16 protein-coding genes are annotated in these 18,093 nt (G+C 70.3%); 11 read left to right on the top strand and 5 right to left on the bottom strand.

Going from position 1 to position 18,093, the window contains the following annotated elements; genetic code table 11:
• Positions 1–51: 51 nt before the first annotated feature.
• Positions 52–498 (top strand): type II toxin-antitoxin system PemK/MazF family toxin, encoded by a 447-nt coding sequence (locus ACIBLC_RS12535; RefSeq protein ID WP_399210831.1) that lies wholly within the window; start codon positions 52–54, stop codon positions 496–498.
• A gap of 102 nt (positions 499–600) precedes the next feature.
• Here the strand turns inward: ACIBLC_RS12535 and ACIBLC_RS12540 are convergent, their stop codons facing one another.
• The gene (locus tag ACIBLC_RS12540; protein WP_399210832.1) at positions 601–1,098 is read right to left on the bottom strand and encodes a beta-class carbonic anhydrase; all 498 of its coding nucleotides are present in this window, start codon (positions 1,096–1,098) and stop codon (positions 601–603) included.
• Between the two features lie 491 nt (positions 1,099–1,589).
• On the opposite strand from ACIBLC_RS12540, the gene egtA reads away from it, so the two are divergent.
• The 5 genes from egtA (at position 1,590) to ACIBLC_RS12565 (ending at position 6,345) form a co-directional block, all read left to right on the top strand.
• Positions 1,590–2,924 carry an ergothioneine biosynthesis glutamate--cysteine ligase EgtA gene (gene egtA / locus ACIBLC_RS12545; protein ID WP_399210833.1) on the top strand — a complete coding sequence of 445 codons (1,335 nt, stop codon included), beginning with the start codon at positions 1,590–1,592 and terminating at the stop codon, positions 2,922–2,924.
• Complete coding sequence (gene egtB / locus ACIBLC_RS12550) at positions 2,921–4,261, top strand: ergothioneine biosynthesis protein EgtB (RefSeq protein ID WP_399210834.1); 1,341 nt, start codon at positions 2,921–2,923, stop codon at positions 4,259–4,261. Before egtA ends, egtB begins: the two co-directional genes overlap by 4 nt.
• The gene (gene egtC, locus ACIBLC_RS12555; RefSeq protein WP_399210835.1) at positions 4,261–5,052 is read left to right on the top strand and encodes an ergothioneine biosynthesis protein EgtC; all 792 of its coding nucleotides are present in this window, start codon (positions 4,261–4,263) and stop codon (positions 5,050–5,052) included. Before egtB ends, egtC begins: the two co-directional genes overlap by 1 nt.
• A complete protein-coding gene (gene egtD, locus ACIBLC_RS12560; protein WP_399210836.1) occupies positions 5,049–6,011 on the top strand; it encodes an L-histidine N(alpha)-methyltransferase in 963 nt (320 codons plus the stop codon). The genes egtC and egtD overlap by 4 nt, the downstream gene beginning before the upstream one ends.
• Positions 6,012–6,123: 112 nt before the next feature.
• The gene (locus ACIBLC_RS12565; protein ID WP_399210837.1) at positions 6,124–6,345 is read left to right on the top strand and encodes a dodecin; all 222 of its coding nucleotides are present in this window, start codon (positions 6,124–6,126) and stop codon (positions 6,343–6,345) included.
• A gap of 360 nt (positions 6,346–6,705) precedes the next feature.
• Here the strand turns inward: ACIBLC_RS12565 and ACIBLC_RS12570 are convergent, their stop codons facing one another.
• Positions 6,706–7,197: a hypothetical protein gene (locus ACIBLC_RS12570; protein ID WP_399210838.1), complete on the bottom strand. Its 492-nt coding sequence runs from the start codon at positions 7,195–7,197 to the stop codon at positions 6,706–6,708.
• Between the two features lie 237 nt (positions 7,198–7,434).
• Here ACIBLC_RS12570 and ACIBLC_RS12575 point away from each other — a divergent pair, with 237 nt between their 5' ends.
• The 4 genes from ACIBLC_RS12575 (at position 7,435) to ACIBLC_RS12590 (ending at position 12,712) form a co-directional block, all read left to right on the top strand.
• Complete coding sequence (locus tag ACIBLC_RS12575) at positions 7,435–8,838, top strand: glycoside hydrolase family 43 protein (protein ID WP_399210839.1); 1,404 nt, start codon at positions 7,435–7,437, stop codon at positions 8,836–8,838.
• A 26-nt stretch (positions 8,839–8,864) separates the two neighbouring features.
• Positions 8,865–10,241, top strand: a complete 1,377-nt coding sequence (locus tag ACIBLC_RS12580) for a glycoside hydrolase family 43 protein (protein ID WP_399210840.1) — start codon at positions 8,865–8,867, stop codon at positions 10,239–10,241.
• Between the two features lie 33 nt (positions 10,242–10,274).
• Positions 10,275–11,624, top strand: coding sequence for a jacalin-like lectin (locus ACIBLC_RS12585; protein ID WP_399210841.1), 1,350 nt, complete (start codon positions 10,275–10,277; stop codon positions 11,622–11,624).
• Positions 11,625–12,043: 419 nt separating this feature from the next.
• Positions 12,044–12,712, top strand: coding sequence for a PH domain-containing protein (locus ACIBLC_RS12590; RefSeq protein ID WP_399210842.1), 669 nt, complete (start codon positions 12,044–12,046; stop codon positions 12,710–12,712).
• Positions 12,713–12,754: 42 nt separating this feature from the next.
• On the opposite strand, the gene ACIBLC_RS12595 is transcribed toward ACIBLC_RS12590, so the two are convergent.
• The gene (locus ACIBLC_RS12595) at positions 12,755–13,120 is read right to left on the bottom strand and encodes a DoxX family protein (RefSeq protein ID WP_399210843.1); all 366 of its coding nucleotides are present in this window, start codon (positions 13,118–13,120) and stop codon (positions 12,755–12,757) included.
• Positions 13,121–13,225: 105 nt separating this feature from the next.
• Here ACIBLC_RS12595 and ACIBLC_RS12600 point away from each other — a divergent pair, with 105 nt between their 5' ends.
• Positions 13,226–13,603 carry a winged helix-turn-helix transcriptional regulator gene (locus tag ACIBLC_RS12600; RefSeq protein ID WP_399210844.1) on the top strand — a complete coding sequence of 126 codons (378 nt, stop codon included), beginning with the start codon at positions 13,226–13,228 and terminating at the stop codon, positions 13,601–13,603.
• Positions 13,604–13,611: 8 nt separating this feature from the next.
• On the opposite strand, the gene ACIBLC_RS12605 is transcribed toward ACIBLC_RS12600, so the two are convergent.
• Together ACIBLC_RS12605 and ACIBLC_RS12610 are read right to left on the bottom strand one after the other, a co-directional pair.
• Positions 13,612–14,514, bottom strand: a complete 903-nt coding sequence (locus tag ACIBLC_RS12605) for an expansin EXLX1 family cellulose-binding protein (RefSeq protein WP_399210846.1) — start codon at positions 14,512–14,514, stop codon at positions 13,612–13,614.
• A gap of 162 nt (positions 14,515–14,676) precedes the next feature.
• Positions 14,677–18,093: a S8 family peptidase gene (locus tag ACIBLC_RS12610; protein WP_399210847.1), complete on the bottom strand. Its 3,417-nt coding sequence runs from the start codon at positions 18,091–18,093 to the stop codon at positions 14,677–14,679.

Below are 18,093 nucleotides of genomic sequence, written 5' to 3' on the forward strand. Positions count from 1 at the left end.
GCTTCGGGGGTACGGGAGTTGGCCTCCCCGCTCCCGAAGTACCGTGACCCCGTGACTGCCTCAACCGAAGAAGACGTCCCGGGCCGCTACGGCCCCACCGCGACCACGGAGGCCGAACCCCGCCAGGTGGGCCGGGTTCGGACCGAGTACTCCCCCGCGCACGACGGTGACCCCGACCCCGGTGAGATCGTCTGGACGTGGGTGCCCTTCGAGGAGAACGACGGCCGGGGCAAGGACCGCCCGGTGCTGGTCGTCGCCCGGGAGGCCGCAGGAACCTTCCTCGCCGTCCAGCTCTCGAGCAAGCGGCACGACGGCGACCGTGAGTGGGTGCCGATCGGCAGCGGACCGTGGGACCGCACCGGGCGGGACTCGTGGGTGGCCGTGGACCGTGTGCTGCGGCTGCACGAGGACGGGATGCGACGCGAGGCGTGCGCGCTGGACCGGATGCGGTTCAACTCCGTCGTGCACAGGTTGCGGGAGCGGTACGGGTGGCGCTGAGCGCCTCTCGGTGAGTGGCGCGGCCTCTCCCGAGCCCGCCTGCCCGCGGAATCACGGGCAGGCGGCCCGTGGGCAGGCGGGCTCGGGCGTTCCGGACCCTGGTCACTGAGCGGCGGCGACCTCGCGGAGTTCGCCCGTCGCGACGTCGAAGACGAAACCGCGCACCGAGTCGGTGTGCGGCACGAAGGGGCTGGTGGTGATCCGCTTGACGGACTGCCGGACGTCCTGGTCGAGGTCCGAGAAGGCCTCCGCCGACCAGGACGGGCGCAGTCCCGTCTCCTTCTCCAGCTGCTGCTTGAAGTCGGCGTCGGTGAACGTGAGCATGCCGCAGTCGGTGTGGTGGATGAGCACGATCTCCCGCGTTCCCAGCAGGCGCTGGCTGATGGCGAGCGAACGGATCTCGTCGTCCGTGACGGCGCCGCCGGCATTGCGGATGACGTGTGCCTCGCCCTCGTTGAGTCCGAGGATCCCGTAGACGTTCAGGCGCGCGTCCATGCAGGCCACGACGGCCACCTGCCGGGAGGGCGGCAGTGGGAGAGGGCCCTGGAAGGAGGCGGCGTACCGGGCGTTGTTCGTGAGGAGTTCGTCGGTCACCGACATGGTGGATCCCGCCTTCCGCAGTGATGTGCACCCGCACCGTAGACACGGCCGTTCGGCACGCGGAACCACTTCGCTCACCTGGCCACACGGTTGCAATGCCGCCGCAATGAAGACGATCGGACGTGGCCGGCCGGGGTTTCGCGGGCCGGGACCGTGTTGATGTCCGGGGCAGTCGCGCGTCGGGATCCGGCCGGGGGCGGAATCCGAACCTCCGGCGGGCGGGAGGGGGCCCAGGGCGTCACCCCCGTACACGCCCTGGGCCCACCCCCGCGGTCTCCCCCGTCGTGCCCATGAACGCATCGTGAGCGATGCTGGTCGTGCGGCGCAACAGAGTTTCCAGGGCTTGCAAAAGGTGTTTCCCGGTCCGGAAGGCAACGCTTTGTACCCTTGTGCGAACAGGTGTACGTGGTCTTGGGTGGGACTTGCACGACCGGTCCGGCCCCACAGACGCCCGGGCCGGCGGCATGGTGAGATCTCAGGAGGATCCTGACATGTCCGATTCGGTAAGTGACTGTACGGAGCATCGCTCCGCCGTCACCGAGGCCGAGGTGGAGGCGCTGGTCCGAGGCATCTGCTTCAAGACCGGACCACCTCGGTATCTCGGCGTGGAAGTGGAATGGCTCGTCCACGAGCTGCGGCGACCGCGGCTCCCGGTGACACCGGAACGACTGGAAGCGGCCTACGCCGCACTGCGGACCCTGCCCCTGCGTTCGGCCCTCACGGTCGAACCCGGCGGACAGCTGGAGCTCAGCTCCCTTCCCGCCACCTCCCTGATGGAGTGCGTCGGGTCCGTGTCCGCCGACCTCGACGCCGTACGCGCGGTACTGCGCGAGGCGGGTCTCGGCCTCAGCGGCTACGGCCAGGATCCCTGGAACCCTCCGAGCCGGTTCCTCCATGAGCCCCGGTACGACGCCATGGAGCGCTGCCTCGACCGCGCGGGTCCCGAGGGCCGCGCCATGATGTGCACCTCCGCCTCCGTCCAGGTGTGCCTGGACGCCGGGTACGAGGAGCCGGGCCCGCTCGGGCACGGGCGCCGCTGGTGGATGGCGCACCACCTGGGTGCGGTCCTGGTGGCCGCGTTCGCCCACTCGCCCATGGCCCGGGGCCGGCGCACCGGATGGCGCTCCACCCGGCAGTCGCTGTGGGCCGCGATGGACCCCGGGCGGTCCGACGCCCCCGACCTGGGCACCGAGCCGCGTGCCGCCTGGGCCCGGCGGGTCCTGGACGCGCCGGTGATGTGCGTACGGGCGCCCAGCGGGGCGTGGGACGTGCCGGAGGGCATGAGTTTCCGGGCGTGGACCCGCTCCGACAACCCGCCCGACCGCGCCGACCTCGACTACCACCTGACCACCCTGTTCCCGCCGGTGCGCCCGCGCGGTCATCTGGAAATGCGCATGATCGACGCGCAGCCGGGCGACGACGGGTGGATCGTCCCGCTCGCCGTCACGGCGGCCCTCTTCGACGACGCCGAGGCCGCCGAGATCGCCTACCGGACCGTCAAGCCCCTGGCGGAGCGCGCGGGTTCGCGGCCGGCGCCGCGCAATCCGCTGTGGGAGGCCGCCGCACAACACGGCCTGGAAGATCCCGAGTTGCACGAGGCCGCAGCCATCTGCTTCGCCGCGGCGGCCGAGGCGCTGCCCCGGCTCGGCGCCACCGCAGAGGTCCTCGACGCCGTCGCCGAGTACATCGACCGCTTCGTGGCCCGGGGCCGCTGCCCCGCCGACGATCTGCTCACCGAGATCCAGGGCCCGTCGGACGATCGGCTGCGCGACCGGTCCGACGGCCGGCTCAACGGTCAGTTCCACGGGAAGGACACCGGCTCATGACCGCCCCCGAATCCGTAACGGAATCCGCGACACCCACGGACCCGGAGTCGCTCAGGGAGCGCGCCCTCGACGCGCTGACCACGGCCCGCGCCCGCACCGCGCTCCTCACCTCGTGCGTCGAGGAGCCCGACCTGACCGCGCAGCACTCACCGCTGATGTCGCCGCTGGTCTGGGACCTGGCGCACATCGGCAACCAGGAGGAACTGTGGCTGCTGCGAGCGGTCGCCGGGCGTGAGGCGATGCGGCCGGACATCGACGGGCTGTACGACGCCTTCGAGCATCCGCGCGCCGAACGGCCCTCGCTGCCGCTGCTGCCGCCCGGGGAAGCCCGCCTGTACGCCGCCGAGGTGCGCGGGCGGGCGCTGGACATCCTGGAGAGCACGGCGTTCGGCTCCACCCGGCTGACCGAGGCGGGCTTCGCCTTCGGGATGATCGCGCAGCACGAACAGCAGCACGACGAGACAATGCTGATCACCCATCAGCTCCGCAGGGGACCGGCGGCCCTGACGGCTCCGGATCCCGCGCCCGCGCCCGTGTTCACCGGTCCCGCCGAAGTCCTCGTGCCAGGCGGCCCGTTCACCATGGGCACCTCCACGGAGCCGTGGGCGCTGGACAACGAGAGGCCCGCGCACCGGCGCGAGGTCCCGTCGTTCTTCATCGACACGACACCGGTGACGAACGCCGCCTACCAGGAGTTCATCGCGGACGGCGGCTACGGCACCGCACGCTGGTGGGCTCCGGAGGGCTGGGAGCACATCCGGGCGCACGGCATCGAGGCACCGCTGTTCTGGCGCCGCGAGGCCGGGCAGTGGCTGCGCCGCCGCTTCGGCGTCACCGAGGTGGTGCCGGCCGACGAACCGGTGCTGCACGTCAGCTGGTACGAGGCCGACGCGTACGCCCGCTGGGCGGGGCGGCGGCTGCCCACCGAGGTCGAGTGGGAGAAGGCGGCCCGACACGACCCGGCGTCCGGTCGCTCCACGCGCTACCCGTGGGGCGACGCCGACCCGGGCCCCGAGCACGCCAACCTGGGACAGCGCCATCTGCGCCCGGCCCCGGCCGGCAGCTTTCCGGCCGGTGAATCGCCGCTCGGTGTACGCCAGTTGATCGGCGACGTGTGGGAGTGGACGTCGAGCGAGCTGTCGCCCTATCCCGGGTTCGCGGCCTTCCCGTACAAGGAGTACTCGGAGGTGTTCTTCGGGCCCGAGAACAGGATCCTGCGCGGCGGTTCGTTCGCGGTGGACGCGGTGGCCTGCCGGGGGACGTTCCGCAACTGGGACTACCCGATCCGGCGGCAGATCTTCTCCGGGTTCCGCACGGCCCGATCGGGGGACGCCTGATGTGCCGTCATCTGGCCTTCCTGGGCCCCGCGGAGGCGATGGGCAGCCTGCTCGTGGAACCGCCGCACAGCCTGTTCCGGCAGTCCTGGGCTCCCCGCCGCCAGCAGCACGGCACGGTCAACGCCGATGGTTTCGGAGTGGGTTGGTACGCGGCCGGTGACCCGGTCCCCGCACGCTACCGCCGTAGCGGACCCATCTGGGGCGACCAGTCGTTCGCGGATCTGGCTCGCGTCGTCAGAACCACCTCGTTGCTCGCGGCGGTCCGGGACGCGACCGTCGCGGGGGCGGACGGCGAGGCCGCGGCGGCGCCGTTCGCCGCGGGCCCCTGGCTGTTCAGCCACAACGGCGCCGTGCTCGGGTGGCCGCGTTCCCTCGCCCCTCTCGTCCCGAGCCTTCCCGTCGTGGAGTTGCTGTCGCTGGAGTCGCGATCCGATTCGGCGCTCGTCTGGGCGCTGCTCCTGCACCGGCTGCGCCAGGGCGACGACGAGAGCCAGGCGCTGGCCGACACGGTCGTCGAGGTGGCCGAGGCGGCGCCCGGGTCCCGGCTCAATCTGCTCCTCACCAACGGCGACTCGATCACCGCGACGGCGTGGGGCGACACCCTCTGGTACCTCACCGAGCCCGGCCGCGGCACGGTGGTGGCTTCCGAGCCGTACGACGAGAACCCCCACTGGCGGGAGGTACCGGATCGCACCCTGCTCTCCGCGACCCGTGAGGACGTCCTGCTCAGCCCGCTGAAGGACCCGCACGACCACATGGCATCCGCACCACCGAAGGAGCCCCGCACGTGAGTCCGTTCCTCCTCACCCGCACCCTGGCCGAGGACGCCACGGAAGCCGCCCTGCGCGCCGACGTGCTGCACGGTCTGACGCACACCCCGAAGACCCTGCCGCCGAAGTGGTTCTACGACGCTCACGGCAGCGAACTCTTCGAGCAGATCACCGAGTTGCCCGAGTACTACCCCACCCGGGCGGAGCGCGAGATCCTGATCGCCCGGGCCGCCGAGATCGCCGGAGCGACCGGTGCGCGCACCCTCGTCGAGCTGGGTTCCGGATCGTCCGAGAAGACGCGCCATCTGCTCGACGCGCTGCCGGGCCTGCACACGTACGTGCCCGTCGACGTCAGCGAGTCCGCCCTCACCCAGGCCGGGCACGCCCTGATCGCCGAGCACCCGGATCTCAGCGTGCACGCGCTCATCGCGGACTTCACCGGCGGTCTCGCGCTTCCCGGCACGCCCGGGCCGCGGCTGGTGGCCTTCCTCGGCGGCACGATCGGCAACCTGCTGCCCGCCGAACGCGCCACGTTCCTCTCCTCCGTACGACCCCTGCTGTCGCCCGGGGACGCGCTGCTGCTCGGCACGGACCTGGTCAAGGACGAGTCGGTGCTCGTCGCGGCGTACGACGACGCGGCCGGGGTGACCGCCGCGTTCAACAAGAACGTGCTGAACGTCGTCAACCGCGACCTCGGCGCCGACTTCGACCCCGACGCGTTCGACCACGTCGCCCTCTGGGACGCCGAGAACGAGTGGATCGAGATGCGGCTGCGGTCGCGCGCCGAGCAGACCGTGAAGATCCCCTCCCTCGATCTGACGGTCGACTTCGCGGACGGCGAGGAACTGCGCACCGAGATCTCGGCGAAGTTCCGCGAAGAGGGCGTACGCGGCGAACTGGCCGCGGCAGGCTTTGAGTTGACCCACTGGTGGACGGACAAGGAGGGCCGGTTCGCACTGTCGCTGAGCACCGCCGGGTAGCGGCGGGCGAACGTGTCGTCCACGGTGAGCCCCTACACCTCGCGGACCGCCGCACTGTGGGGCACCGTGGAATGACGCGTGGCACACCCGCCACGGCGGAGAGGAGCACCGCATGTCCGACCACACGTACCGGGTCACCGAGATCGTCGGCACCTCCCACGAGGGCATCGACCAGGCCATTCGCAACGGCGTCGCCCGCGCCTCGCAGACCCTGCGCAACCTGGACTGGTTCGAGGTGACGCAGGTCAGGGGCCAGATCGCGAACGGGCAGGTGGAGCACTACCAGGTCGGCCTCAAGGTCGGCTTCCGCCTGGAGGACGGCGACAGCGCCTGACCGAGGGGAACGGCGGCCGCCTCTGGGCACGAAGGCCGGCGGTGAGTCCACGGGCCTCCCGGAGCCCGGCGATCGCTCGCCGGGCTCCGGGAGGCCGACGTGGCCCGCCCCCTGGACGGCCGGGAGACGGACGCGACCACCCACCCGTGGGCAAGGGCGGCAGTCACACGCCGACAGCCCCTCACCGCAAAGCAGTCGCACATCGACTGCCCCTCTCCCGCACGGCAGTCGCACATCGGCAGTCCCTCTCCCACGCGGAGGCCAGTGGGCGTTGCCCGTCGTCGCCTCGGTGGCAGCCGGCTTGCCCTCCCGGTAATGGCGACCAGCGCCACCGCGTCAAGAGGAGCCCGGCGTCCCCCCTCAGGTCCGCCCTTCCCGCTCCTGCGCGTCCCGCAGCCCCTCCGACGCGCCGGTCCACCGTGCCCGTACGACCGTGAAGCCCGCCCGTGCGGCGTCCGCGCAGACGAGTTCGTCGTCGTCGACGAGGACGCGGATCTCGTGGTCGCGGGCGAGCCTACGGAGGATCTCCAGCTTGGTCCGGCGGGCCGGCCTGCGGTCGTCGTCGCGCCGCATCCAGAGGCGGCCCTCCGGCAGCGCCTGTGCGGCCAGCCAGTCGAGTGTGTCGCGACGGCAGCGCTCGGGTCGCCCGGTGAGGTAGACCACCTCGCACTCCACCGCGCTCTCCAGCGCCATCGCGACGCCCTCGGCGAGCGGCGGGTCCTGCGGCGCGGCCGCGAAGAACGCGTCCCAGTCCCGCGGCTCGCGCTCCAGGAACCGCTGCCGATGCGCCGAGTCCGCGAGTGTGCCGTCGAGGTCGAACACGGCGAGTGGTCTGCTGCTCTTCTGTGTCACGCGAACCAGCCTAAGCAGGATCATCGGCACCCGGCGGGCAGCGGCGGCCGACACCGCAGGTGAACACGCCCAACTTCCGCCTCCGCGGGCTCTGTTCACATCAGCAGTAAGCCCTTACCGTAATGTCTCGCACAGCATGTCGCACAGCATTCGATATATCGAACACGTTGGAGTGGATGGCGGGACACCATCGCTCCGGCTCTCCGGCATGCGGAGGTCATCGTGAAGGAGCCGCACATGATCAGATCGGACACGCCCGCGCAGCCCGTTCCGCCGTCCCGGCGCAGCCTGCTGCGGGCCATGGCCACCCTGCCCGCCACCGCCCTGGTGCTCGGCGGCCTGCCCGGAACGCTCGGCACCGCCGCCGCGGCGGCCCCCGCCCGGGGCTACGCCACCCGCTACACCATCGTGCCGTTCCTCAACAGCAACGACGGCACCGTCAACGTCTACGAGTCCGACGACGCGACCGACTTCAGACTCCTCAAGGCATCCGCGTACACACCGCCCAGCAACCGGATCAGGGACGCCAGCGTCTTCCGGCACACCGACGGCTACTACTACATCACCTACACCACGCACACCTGGCAGGACACCAGCACCACCATCGGCTTCGCCCGCAGCTCCGACCGGCTCAACTGGACTTTCCTGTACGACTACACGGTCCCCGTCGCCAACCTCTCGCGCGCGTGGGCGCCCGAGTGGTTCGTCGACAGCGACGGCAGCGTGAACATCATCGTGTCCTGCTCGGCCACCAGCGACGAGTGGACCTTCACGCCGTATCGACTGAGAGCAACCAACTCCGCTCTCACCGCCTGGAGTTCACCCGTCGCCCTGTCCGGCATCGGCGCCAACCACATCGACACGTTCATCGTGAAGATCGGCTCGACCTACCACGCGTTCACGAAGAACGAGACGACGAAGTACATCGAGTACGCCACCTCCTCCGGTCTCACGGGCCCGTACACCATCAGCAGGACCGGCGACTGGGCCGGCTGGGGCGGCACCCGTGAAGGCGCCGCTCTGGTCCAGCTCGACAACGGCGGCTGGCGGATCTTCTTCGACGGCTACGGCGACGGCAGTTACTACTTCAGCGACAGCTACGACACGTTCGCCACCTGGAGCGCCCCGAAGAAGCTGCCCGTCATCTCCGGCACCGCCCGCCACTTCACCGTCATCAGGGAGACAGTCGCCGGCGGCGTGACCCTGCCGACCGCCGCCACCCGCTCCCTCCGGTCCGGCAACTACACCACCCGCTACTGGCAGGAGCAGTCCGCCCTGCTCAACCTGCCCGTGGTGACCAGCTCCAGCACCACCGCGGAGAAGCAGGCCTCCGCCTTCACGATCGTGGCGGGCCTCGCCGACGCGAACGGCTACTCCTTCCGGGACGCGGCCGGCAACTATCTGCGGCACTGGGACTTCCGCGCCCGCTTCGACGCGAACGACGGCACGTCGACGTTCGCCAAGGACGCCACGTTCATCGCCAGGACCGGTGCGTCGACCGGCGCCGTCCGCCTGGAGTCGTACAACTACCCGGGCTACTACCTGCGGCACTACAACTACCAGCTCCGGGTGGAACTGACCGCCGGCACCGACCTGTTCCGCCAGGACAGCTCCTTCGTCCCCGTCACGGCCTGGGCATGACCGGCCCCGCGAGAAAGAGGATCCGGATGAACAACAGCCTCGACCCGTCCCGCCGCGGTGTGCTGGGGGCGATGGCCGCCGTCACCGGCAGCCTGGTCATCGGTGCCCCTGCCGCCCGTGCGGCGACCGGACCCGCGTACGTGATGGGCTACTTCACCGAGTCCCCGGACTGGCTCGGCGCCGACTACGGCCTCCACCTGGCCGTCAGCACCGACTCGCTCCAGTGGACCCCGCTGAACCAGAACAACCCGGTCGTGACGCCGACCGCGGGAACCGGCGGCCTGCGTGACCCGTTCATCATGCGCAAGCAGAACGGCAGCTTCGTGGTGATCGCGACCGATCTCAAGGGCACCGACTGGAGCCTGCAGAGCCAGTACATCCACGTCTGGGACTCGGCCGACCTGCGCTCCTTCACCGGCTACCGACGGCTGAAGCTGCACGAGATGGCCACCCACAGCTGGGCCCCCGAGGCCTTCTGGGACGCGGGCCGCGGCCAGTACGGAATCATCTACTCGGCCGTCAACTCCAGTGGCCACAACGTGATCATGGTGAACTACACCACCGACTTCGTCACGGCGTCCGCCGCGCAGGTCTTCTTCGACCCCGGCTACGACGTGATCGACGGCGACCTGGCCGTCGGCGTGAACGGTGTGAACTACCTCTACTTCAAGAAGGACCAGACACTGGTGGGCGCGAGGTCCACCTCCCTGAACCCGGGCAGCTTCACCGTGTTCAGCACGCCGGTCTCGCACGGCGGCACCGAGGCCCCCACGCTCGTACAGTCCCAGTCATCTGGCAACTGGTATCTCTGGGGCGACACTTACACGCCGAACGGCGTCTTCTACGCCTGGCAGTCCACCAACCTCGCGGCCGGCACCTGGACGCCCGTCGACCAACGCCTCTACACACAGCCGCTGAACTCCAAGCACTGCACCGTCGAGGCGATCACGGGAACGGAGTACGACAACCTCGTCGCCAGGTACGGAACACCGGCCTGGAACCGGCTGAAGTCCTACAACTACCCGGACCGGTACGTGCGTCACTCCAACAACGTGGGGCGCATCGACGCGTACCCCTTCGACCCGTACCCCGATTCCCAGTGGAAGCTGACGCCCGGGCTGGCCGACAGCTCCGGGGTCTCCTTCCAGTCGGTCAACTATCCGACCCGCTATCTGCGGCACGTGAACTACCAGCTCCAACTGGCCGTCAACGACGGGACGTCGGCGTTCGCGCAGGACGCCACGTTCTACCGGACGGCGGGGCTGGCCGACACCTCATGGTCATCCTTCCGCTCCTACAACTACCCGGACCGTTACCTCAGGCACGGGAACTTCGTCCTGCGCATCGATCCGGTCTCCACGGCCACCGAGCGGTCCGACGCCACGTTCTCGGTCGGCTACTGACCTTCCCTCCCACCCTCAGGAGACACCCCCACCATGCCTCCCCTCCGCAGAGTCCTCGCCCTCGCGGTGGCGACCGCCGCCGTTCTCGGCGGGCTCACGGCTACGGCCACCCCCGCGGCCGCCGCCGACTCGGGCACGTTCAACGTCCTCACGTACAACGTCTCCGGGCTCCCGGAGATCATCAACAGCGCGCCGACGCCCCGGGAGTCCGCCACCACGGCGATCGGTCAGCGGATCGCCCCGTACGACATCGTGCACGCGCAGGAGGACTTCAACTTCCACGCGACCCTCTACGCCGCCGACACCGCGCACGCCTACCGCACCCCCACGAGTGGCGGCGCCGGCACAGGCAGCGGTCTCAACACCCTGTCGAAGATCGCCTACGACGCCGACGACTTCGAGCGGGCGGGCTGGAACTCCTGCCAGATCGACTCGGGCGACTGCCTGACCCCCAAGGGCTTCACCTTCATGCGGGAACGCCTCGCCGAGGGCGTCTTCGTCGACTTCTACAACCTGCACACCGACGCCGGGGTCACTGACGGCGATCTGGCGGCCCGCGCGGACAACCTCAACCAACTGACGGCCTTCATCCAGAGCCACTCCAAGGGCAACGCCGTGGTGGTCATGGGTGACACCAACACCCGCTACACCCGCTCCGGCGACACGATCCGCGAGTTCAGTGCGGCCAACGGCCTGACCGACCCCTGGGTGCAGCTCATCCGCGGCGGCACCCCGCCCGCCAAGGGCAGCGACGCGCTGGTCTGCGACCAGACCGGCGCGACCGTGCCCAACACCTGCGAGGTCGTCGACAAGATCCTCTACCGGGGCAGCAAGCTCGTCTCGCTCAACGCCACCCGCTACAACAACGAGCACGCGAGCTTCCTGACCTCCGACGGACTCATGCTCTCCGACCACGACCCGATCACCGCCGGCTTCAGCTGGTCACGCAACTCCGCTTTCCAGCTGAGCGATCAGTTCGGCGGGCCGCACGGCGACTACTTCAACGACATCGACAGCGTGCCGGCCGGTGCCCGGGCCACCACCGTCTCGCTGCGCGCCGGTTCGCGCGTCGACCAGCTGGCGTTGACGCTGAGCAACGGCACGACGCTGGCGCACGGCGGCACGGGCGGCACCGCGTCCTCCCTCACCCTCGGCAGCGGCGAATACCTCACCTCGGCGCAGCTGTGCCAGGGCGTGAAGGACAGCAGGACCAGGATCTTCTCCACGAAGTTCACCACCAACCTCGGCCGCACCCTGGCCGGCGGCACGACCACCTCCGACTGCGTGACCCGTACCGCGCCTTCGGGCTGGCAGATCGCCGGCTTCCACGGCCGTACGGGCGACGAGGTCGACAAGATCGGCTTCGTCTACACCCAGCGCTGACCGCCTCCCCGCCCCGCCACGCCTCCAGGGGCGTGGCGGGGACCGTCGCAGGGAGCCGTGGGGGACCCACCGGTGGCAGCGGGCCACATTTCACGCGGTCGTCATCGTGGGACACACCCCTGCCATCACCGGCAATGCGCGCTTCGCCGGGCGCCACACTTCCGCAACAGCGCTCGTCCCGGGGCCCGGCTCCCCAGCGCTGAGTTCACCGGCCAGGGCCCGACCGGAACGGTCTCCCCGGCATCGGCGACGTCCGTGCCACAGAATGGTCACCAAGTCCCAATGAGCCCTCGACACAAGGGAGTTGGGGCTTCACCATGGTGCCCCATCGGTGAGTCGGCGGATGAAGCACGCCGAACTGGGGGTTGGCTGTGGGATACGAACGTTTACCGCGCGAGTACCGGATGAAGCGGTCCCGGATGCACGTGTTCCTCTGGGTGATCGGCGCGGGCACACTGACCATGGTGGTGGCGATTCTGCCCGCCGACGACCTGCCCGCCTCGTTCACCTATCCCTTCCTGGTGGCGTGGGTGGCGCTCATGGGGTGGCTCTTCTACGCCACTCTGCGCTGCTCCACCACCGCGGACATCAAGGCGCTCCACGCACGCGGCATGATCAGGCGCCGACAGCTGGCGTGGGAGGACATCCAGAGCATCAGGGCGGAGGTCAACCCGGCGTCGGCGATGCAGAGCGGTGCGCCCAACGTGCTGGTCCACGCCTACGACCGGAACGGCACCAAGGTGCTGCTGCCGTACGTCGACGACCTACATGTGAACGTCGAGCGCGAGGTCGGACTGCTGCTGGAGGTCTGGGAGGAACTGCGTGGTGAGGACTGGGCGCCGGACCCGGCGGCCGCCGTTCTCATCGACCGGCGCGACGCGCGCCAGGCGGCCCTCATGATGGGGTTCACCGCCGTGATGCTGTCGTTCATCCCGCTGACCGCGCTGATGCTGCTGCCGCTCTTCGTCGATGTGCCGGAGTGGCTGGAGCCGGTCATGCAGCCGTTCGTGGTCATGGGGATCGGAGCTCCCCTGATCTTCGTGCTGACCTCGTTGGCCTCGTACCGCAACCGCCGTCCCAGCGGCTGAGGGACCAGCGGGGCCCGGGGAAAGAGCGGCTGCGGGAGGACGTCAGAGCCAGCCGGTCCCCAGCCACACCGTCAGCGCGGCGAGCGCCAGAAGAACGATGTTGAGCCCGGTCTCCCGGACTTCGCCCCGGGACAGGTGCAGGGTCATACCCCCGATCTGCACCAGGACCAGGCCGGCCGCCGCCGCGACGGCGAGCCATGCCGCGATGCCCGTCAGGGGCGGCAGGAGCAGACCGATCGCGCCGAGGACCTCCAGGGCACCGATGAGCCTGACGAACGGCAGGGGCACACTGTCGACCCAGCCCATCATGGGACGCAGTTGCTCCGGGTTCTGGAGGACCTTCTTGCCTCCCGCGTAGGCATAGAACAGGGCGAGGAGCGCGGCGACGATCCAGTACGCGACATGCATGAGGGTCCCCTGCGTTGGTTACGAACCGTAAGTTGCCTCATCATGAGTCACTGTCGGGAGGCCTGCAAAAGGCACAGGGATGTGCCCAAGGCACAGGGAGTTGCCATGTCGCGGTACCAGCACACCTGCATGATCCGAGGAGACGGCGGCCGGGCGATCCGCGCCGTACTGGACCGGATCTGCGACAAGTGGACGATGCTCGTCGTGGCCACCCTCGACGAGGGGCGGTTGCGCTTCACCGAACTGCACAGGCGCATCCCCGGCATCTCACAGCGGATGCTCACCCTGACCCTGCGCCACCTGGAACGGGACGGGCTGGTCTCACGCACCGTCTACGCGGAGGTTCCGCCGCGGGTCGAGTACGCCCTCACGGCCATGGGGAAGAGCCTCATCCAGCCCGCCCTGACGCTCGCGGGCTGGGCCATCGAGCACAACGCGCAGATCCAGGCGAGCAGAGAGACGTACGACGACCCGTCCACCTGACCAGGTGGTCAGTGCCTGGCGAACTGGACGCGGGTCGGCTGCGTGACGTCCGAGCGGATGGGGATCCCGTCGACGGTGAGCCGTTCTCCGAAGATGTCGGTGATCCTGACCGTGCCGCCGCACCCGGTGCCGTCCTCGGAGAGGAAGTAGTTGTAGCCGGTACGCGACAGTTGGCGCCACGCGCCGCCCGCGCTGACCTCCAGCCGGGCCACGGGGTTGCGGTGACCGATCACCTGGATGCCGCACCAGTACTGGCTGGACCCGGTCTTGTACCGGAGGGACAGCGCGCCGGGCGTGCCAGGGCTCGCCAACTGCCAGGTGATCGGGATCAGGCCTGCCGTGGGATCGGCGAGCTTCGCGAAGGCCTCCGCGCTGAGGTCGATCTGCCCGGGTGCGCACTCCCCCGGGCATTCGTTGGTGATACGGACCGTGATGGAGGCCCCGTTGGCCGCGCGGACGACCACGTAGGCTCCGCAGGCCTTGGCCGACTCGTAGTCGGTGGAGTTCATCGCCCCGGTCATGACGTCACCGCTCGGGTCGTACATGCAGGCGCCCCCACCGTCGGAGTCGTAGAAGGTGGCGACTCCCTTGTAGGTGACGCCGGGACGTATGCGCCCGGCCAGTGTTGCGCCGGCGGGCACCGGCTGCGGACTGTCCGTCGCCGAGGGCTTCGGCGACGCGGTGGTCGCCGAGGGCCGGGGGCTCGTCGCGGACGGTTTCGCCGAAGCGGTGGTCGCGCTCCTGGACGGGCTCGGGGGCAGCGTGGTGGGCGCAGCACTCGCCGGGGTGCGGGCGGCGGGCGTGGCCGCGGAACGCTCGGGGGCGGCCTCCCGGTCGGTGAGAAGCACCACGACCAGGGACACGACCACGAGTACCGCGGCCGCCGAGATGAACAGCCATCGTCTGTGCACCGGACCTCCTTGACGGCCACCAACCGTTGCCGCGAGTCACGGGCGCAGCGATCGTGCCAGATCCGCGGGCGGGGCGGCAAGCCCGGTATACGTTCTTCCGACAGCCCCGCCCGGAGTGACGCCACGCCACCCCGGGCGGAGACAGGTGCCCGATTCCGCGGACTACCGGGTGAGGTAGGCGCGCTCGATCGTCTGGACCAGTGTGTTGCCCCTACGGTCGGTCAGCTTGACCCGCAGCGATACGGAGCCCGCCTGCGACGGATGCTTCAGCGACAGGTGGGTACCGCCGACGGCCTTGGTGGGCCCCCAGGTGGTGCCCCCGTCGTAGGAGACCTCGAAGGCGAGCTTCGCGGGCCGCTGTCCGGCGCCCGCGCCCTCGATGGTGAAGGGAACCTCGAACCGTTTGCCGGCCTTCGCCGTGCTGGACAGGCTCAGTTCGGGGGAGAAACGGATCACCGACAGCGGCAGCGTGGTGAGTTCGTCCTCGGTGGTGTGGGCGGAGCGGAAGGTCCACTCCGCCCGGACGCGGGTGCTGACCGGATACAGCGCGGGATCACGGGAGTTGTCCACGGTCAGCTCGTACGTGCTGTCCTGGGCGGGCACGGTGTACTCGGTGATGCCGTCGGTCGGCGAGGTGCCGTATTCGTCGGGGATCTCCCTGCCGTCGGCCCGCAACGAGCTTTCCACGGCGGTGGTTTCGTAGCTGAGACCCCAGTGCCCCGCGCCGTCGCCGAACAGCGGCAGATAGGCCCTGATCACGTTGCCGTACCGTGCGACTCCGGGGTATCCCGTGCCGGGTCCGGGGTCCGCGGGGCCGGGCAGGACCGGGCCGAAGACGCCGACGTTGAACCGCTCGCGGTAACTGTGGCCGCCCTGCCAGGTCTTCGGCATCCGCATCAGGAACTGCTCGTAGCGGGTCTCGCGGCCCTCGGCGCTGGTCTGCCACATGCGCAGCGACCACTTGACGCCGTTGTCGAGGATGTAGTCGGTGGTGCGCAGCGGGAGGGTTCCGCGCAGGTCGTGGTCGCCGAAGACCAGGTTCCCGTCGGCCGTGTGGGGAGACACCTCGACCTGGACGTTCCTGCCGTCGACGGGTACGCCCGCCTGCAGGTCGACCTTGGCGAGCTGCCGCTGCTCGACCTCGGCGGCGAAGCCGCCCAGTCGTCCGGTGCGGTTCCAGCCCAGGTGGTAGGTGACCGGCCGGCCCTCGTCGTCCTGACGTGTCCAGTCGCCGGCGAACACGGCGGACGCCTCGTCCGCGGGCAGGTCGGGTCCGAGCTGCCCGAACCTGGAGCCCTGGAACGTCGGCAGGATGTACTGCAGGCTGCCCGCGCGCTGTCCCTCGCCCCTGTCGAAGCTGTAGGCGGCCATGGCCTCGGTGTTCTCGGCCGCCGCGTCGGGCACGGTGATCTCCACCGGCTGTGCCTGCCGGGCATCGACGGTGACGGTCGTGTCCCCGTCCAGACTCAGCTTCGGCCGCACCAGCACGGCGTGGGCCGAGGAGGAGAAGGAGGGATGGATCACACCGCTGAGGGTGTAGTCGCCCTTGGGCAGCCGCACCGTTAGCTCGCCGTCCACCTCGTCGGTGTACGTGGCGTAGAAGTCCCTGTCGAAGCCCATGACGTCGGTGGCGGCGTCGCCGGTCGGCTCGCCGTTCTCGTCGAGGTGCCTCAGCGTCAGGTCGTACGACTCCACCTCGCGCTCCACCCCGACGGCGGTGCGCACCTGGACCCCGCCGTCCGCCGAGGCGGCTTCCACCGAGCCGCCGAAGGTGCCGTCGGTGGTACCGGCGCGGGTGTCGGCCGTCACGTCGGCGCTCGCCTCGCCGCCCGCCGGGACGGTGAGCCTCGGCGGTGACACGGCGAACATGCCCTCCGCGGCGGGTTTGCCGTCAGCCGAGGACGCCTCGACGGACAGGTCCAGGGTCACCGGCTCCGTACCGAGGTTGCGGTACGTCAGCCGCCTGGTCACCGGGGTGTCGTCGCCGTGCGGCCACTGCGGCGCGCCGAAGTTGATCGGCTGCTGCTCGGTGACGACGCTCTGCTCCAGCGCCCTGACCAGGTCGGTGCGGCCGGTGCCCTGCTGGAAGGAGCTGTACGGGGCGGGCTTCGCGGAGCCGGTGAGGACCGCCTTGATGCGCTCGCCGGCCCAGTCGGGATGCTGCTGGGCGAGCAGGGCGGCAGCGCCCGCCACGTGCGGGGACGCCATCGAGGTGCCGCCGATGGTGAGGTAGCCGGGTACGTCGGAGGGGTACCACTGGGACAGGACGCTGCCCTCGGCGGAGGCGGCCGTGATGGCGACACCGGGCGCGGTCAGGTCGGGCTTGACCCCGCCGTCACCGACGCGCGGGCCACGGCTGGAGGAGGCGGCCAGCCCTTCGGACTTGTCGACCGAGCCGACGGTGAGCGCGGCGTCGGCGCTGCCGGGCGAGCCGACGGTCCGCTCGCCGAACTCGCCCTCGTTGCCCGCCGCGATGACGAAGAGTGTGTCGCTCTCGGCGGAGAGCCGGTTGACGGTCTCCTCCATCGGGTCGACGCCGGGCGAGTCGGTGCCGCCGAGGCTGAGGTTGACGACGTCGGCGCCCTGCGCCACCGCCCACTCCATGCCCGCGATGATGCCGGAGTCCGCGCCGAAGCCGTCGTCGTCCAGGACCTTGCCGTTCAGGAGCCTGGCACCCGGGGCGACGCCCTTGTACTTGCCGCCGTCCCTGGCGCCCGTACCGGCCGTGATGGACGCCACGTGCGTGCCGTGGCCGAACTTGTCGCCGGTGCCGGACGAGCCCGAGAAGTCCCGCTCCGCGATGACCTGGGTCGCGAGATCGGGGTGCGTGGTGTCGATTCCGGTGTCCAGCACGGCGACCTTGACGCCGGTGCCGTCGTAGCCGGCGGCCCAGGCTGTCGGCGCGCCGATCTGCGGGACGCTCTGGTCGAGGCTCGCCTGACGCCTGCCGTCCAGCCACACCTTCTCCACCGCGGTCGAAGCGGTGAACTCCGTCGCGCCCTCGCCGGCGGCGCCGGTCACGGCGTCCCAGAACTCGGCGCCCCGCGTCTTCACGGGGCGCATCGCCTTGCCGTTGACGACGGGAAGCGTGCGGCCGAGCCGTGTCCCGGCCTCGGTGAACGGGGTCATCGAGGGAGCTTTCGTGCCCCGGAAGGTGACGATCAGCGGTACGTCGGAACGGCCTGCGTCGTCGTAGCCGTCGGCAACCAACTGGGTCACGTCGAACAGCCGGGTGTCCAACCTGCCCTGCGCCAGCAGCAGTTCGGCGTCACCGGGAACGACCCGGGTGTGCCCGGCGACCACCCGGACCGAGAAGGGGATCCGCTCCCGGCCCTGGGCCCGCACCACTCCGGTGACCTTGCCCGCGCCGTCCACCAGGACCTGGTCGCCGGTGACCAGGGTCACCGTCCTCACCGCCTTGGCCGTACCGGCGCCGTTCGTCCCCCGGGCGGCCAGGCCCGAAGGCCCGCCGCCCGGCTCCGCCTGGGCCACCGCACCCGGGACACCGGCCAGCACAAGGACCGTGGATACGATCCCTGCCGCCACGGCCGCCCGCCTGCGTCTTCCGCGTAACTCCAT

This window comes from Streptomyces sp. NPDC050535 (assembly GCF_044457665.1).
Lineage (GTDB): Bacteria > Actinomycetota > Actinomycetes > Streptomycetales > Streptomycetaceae > Streptomyces.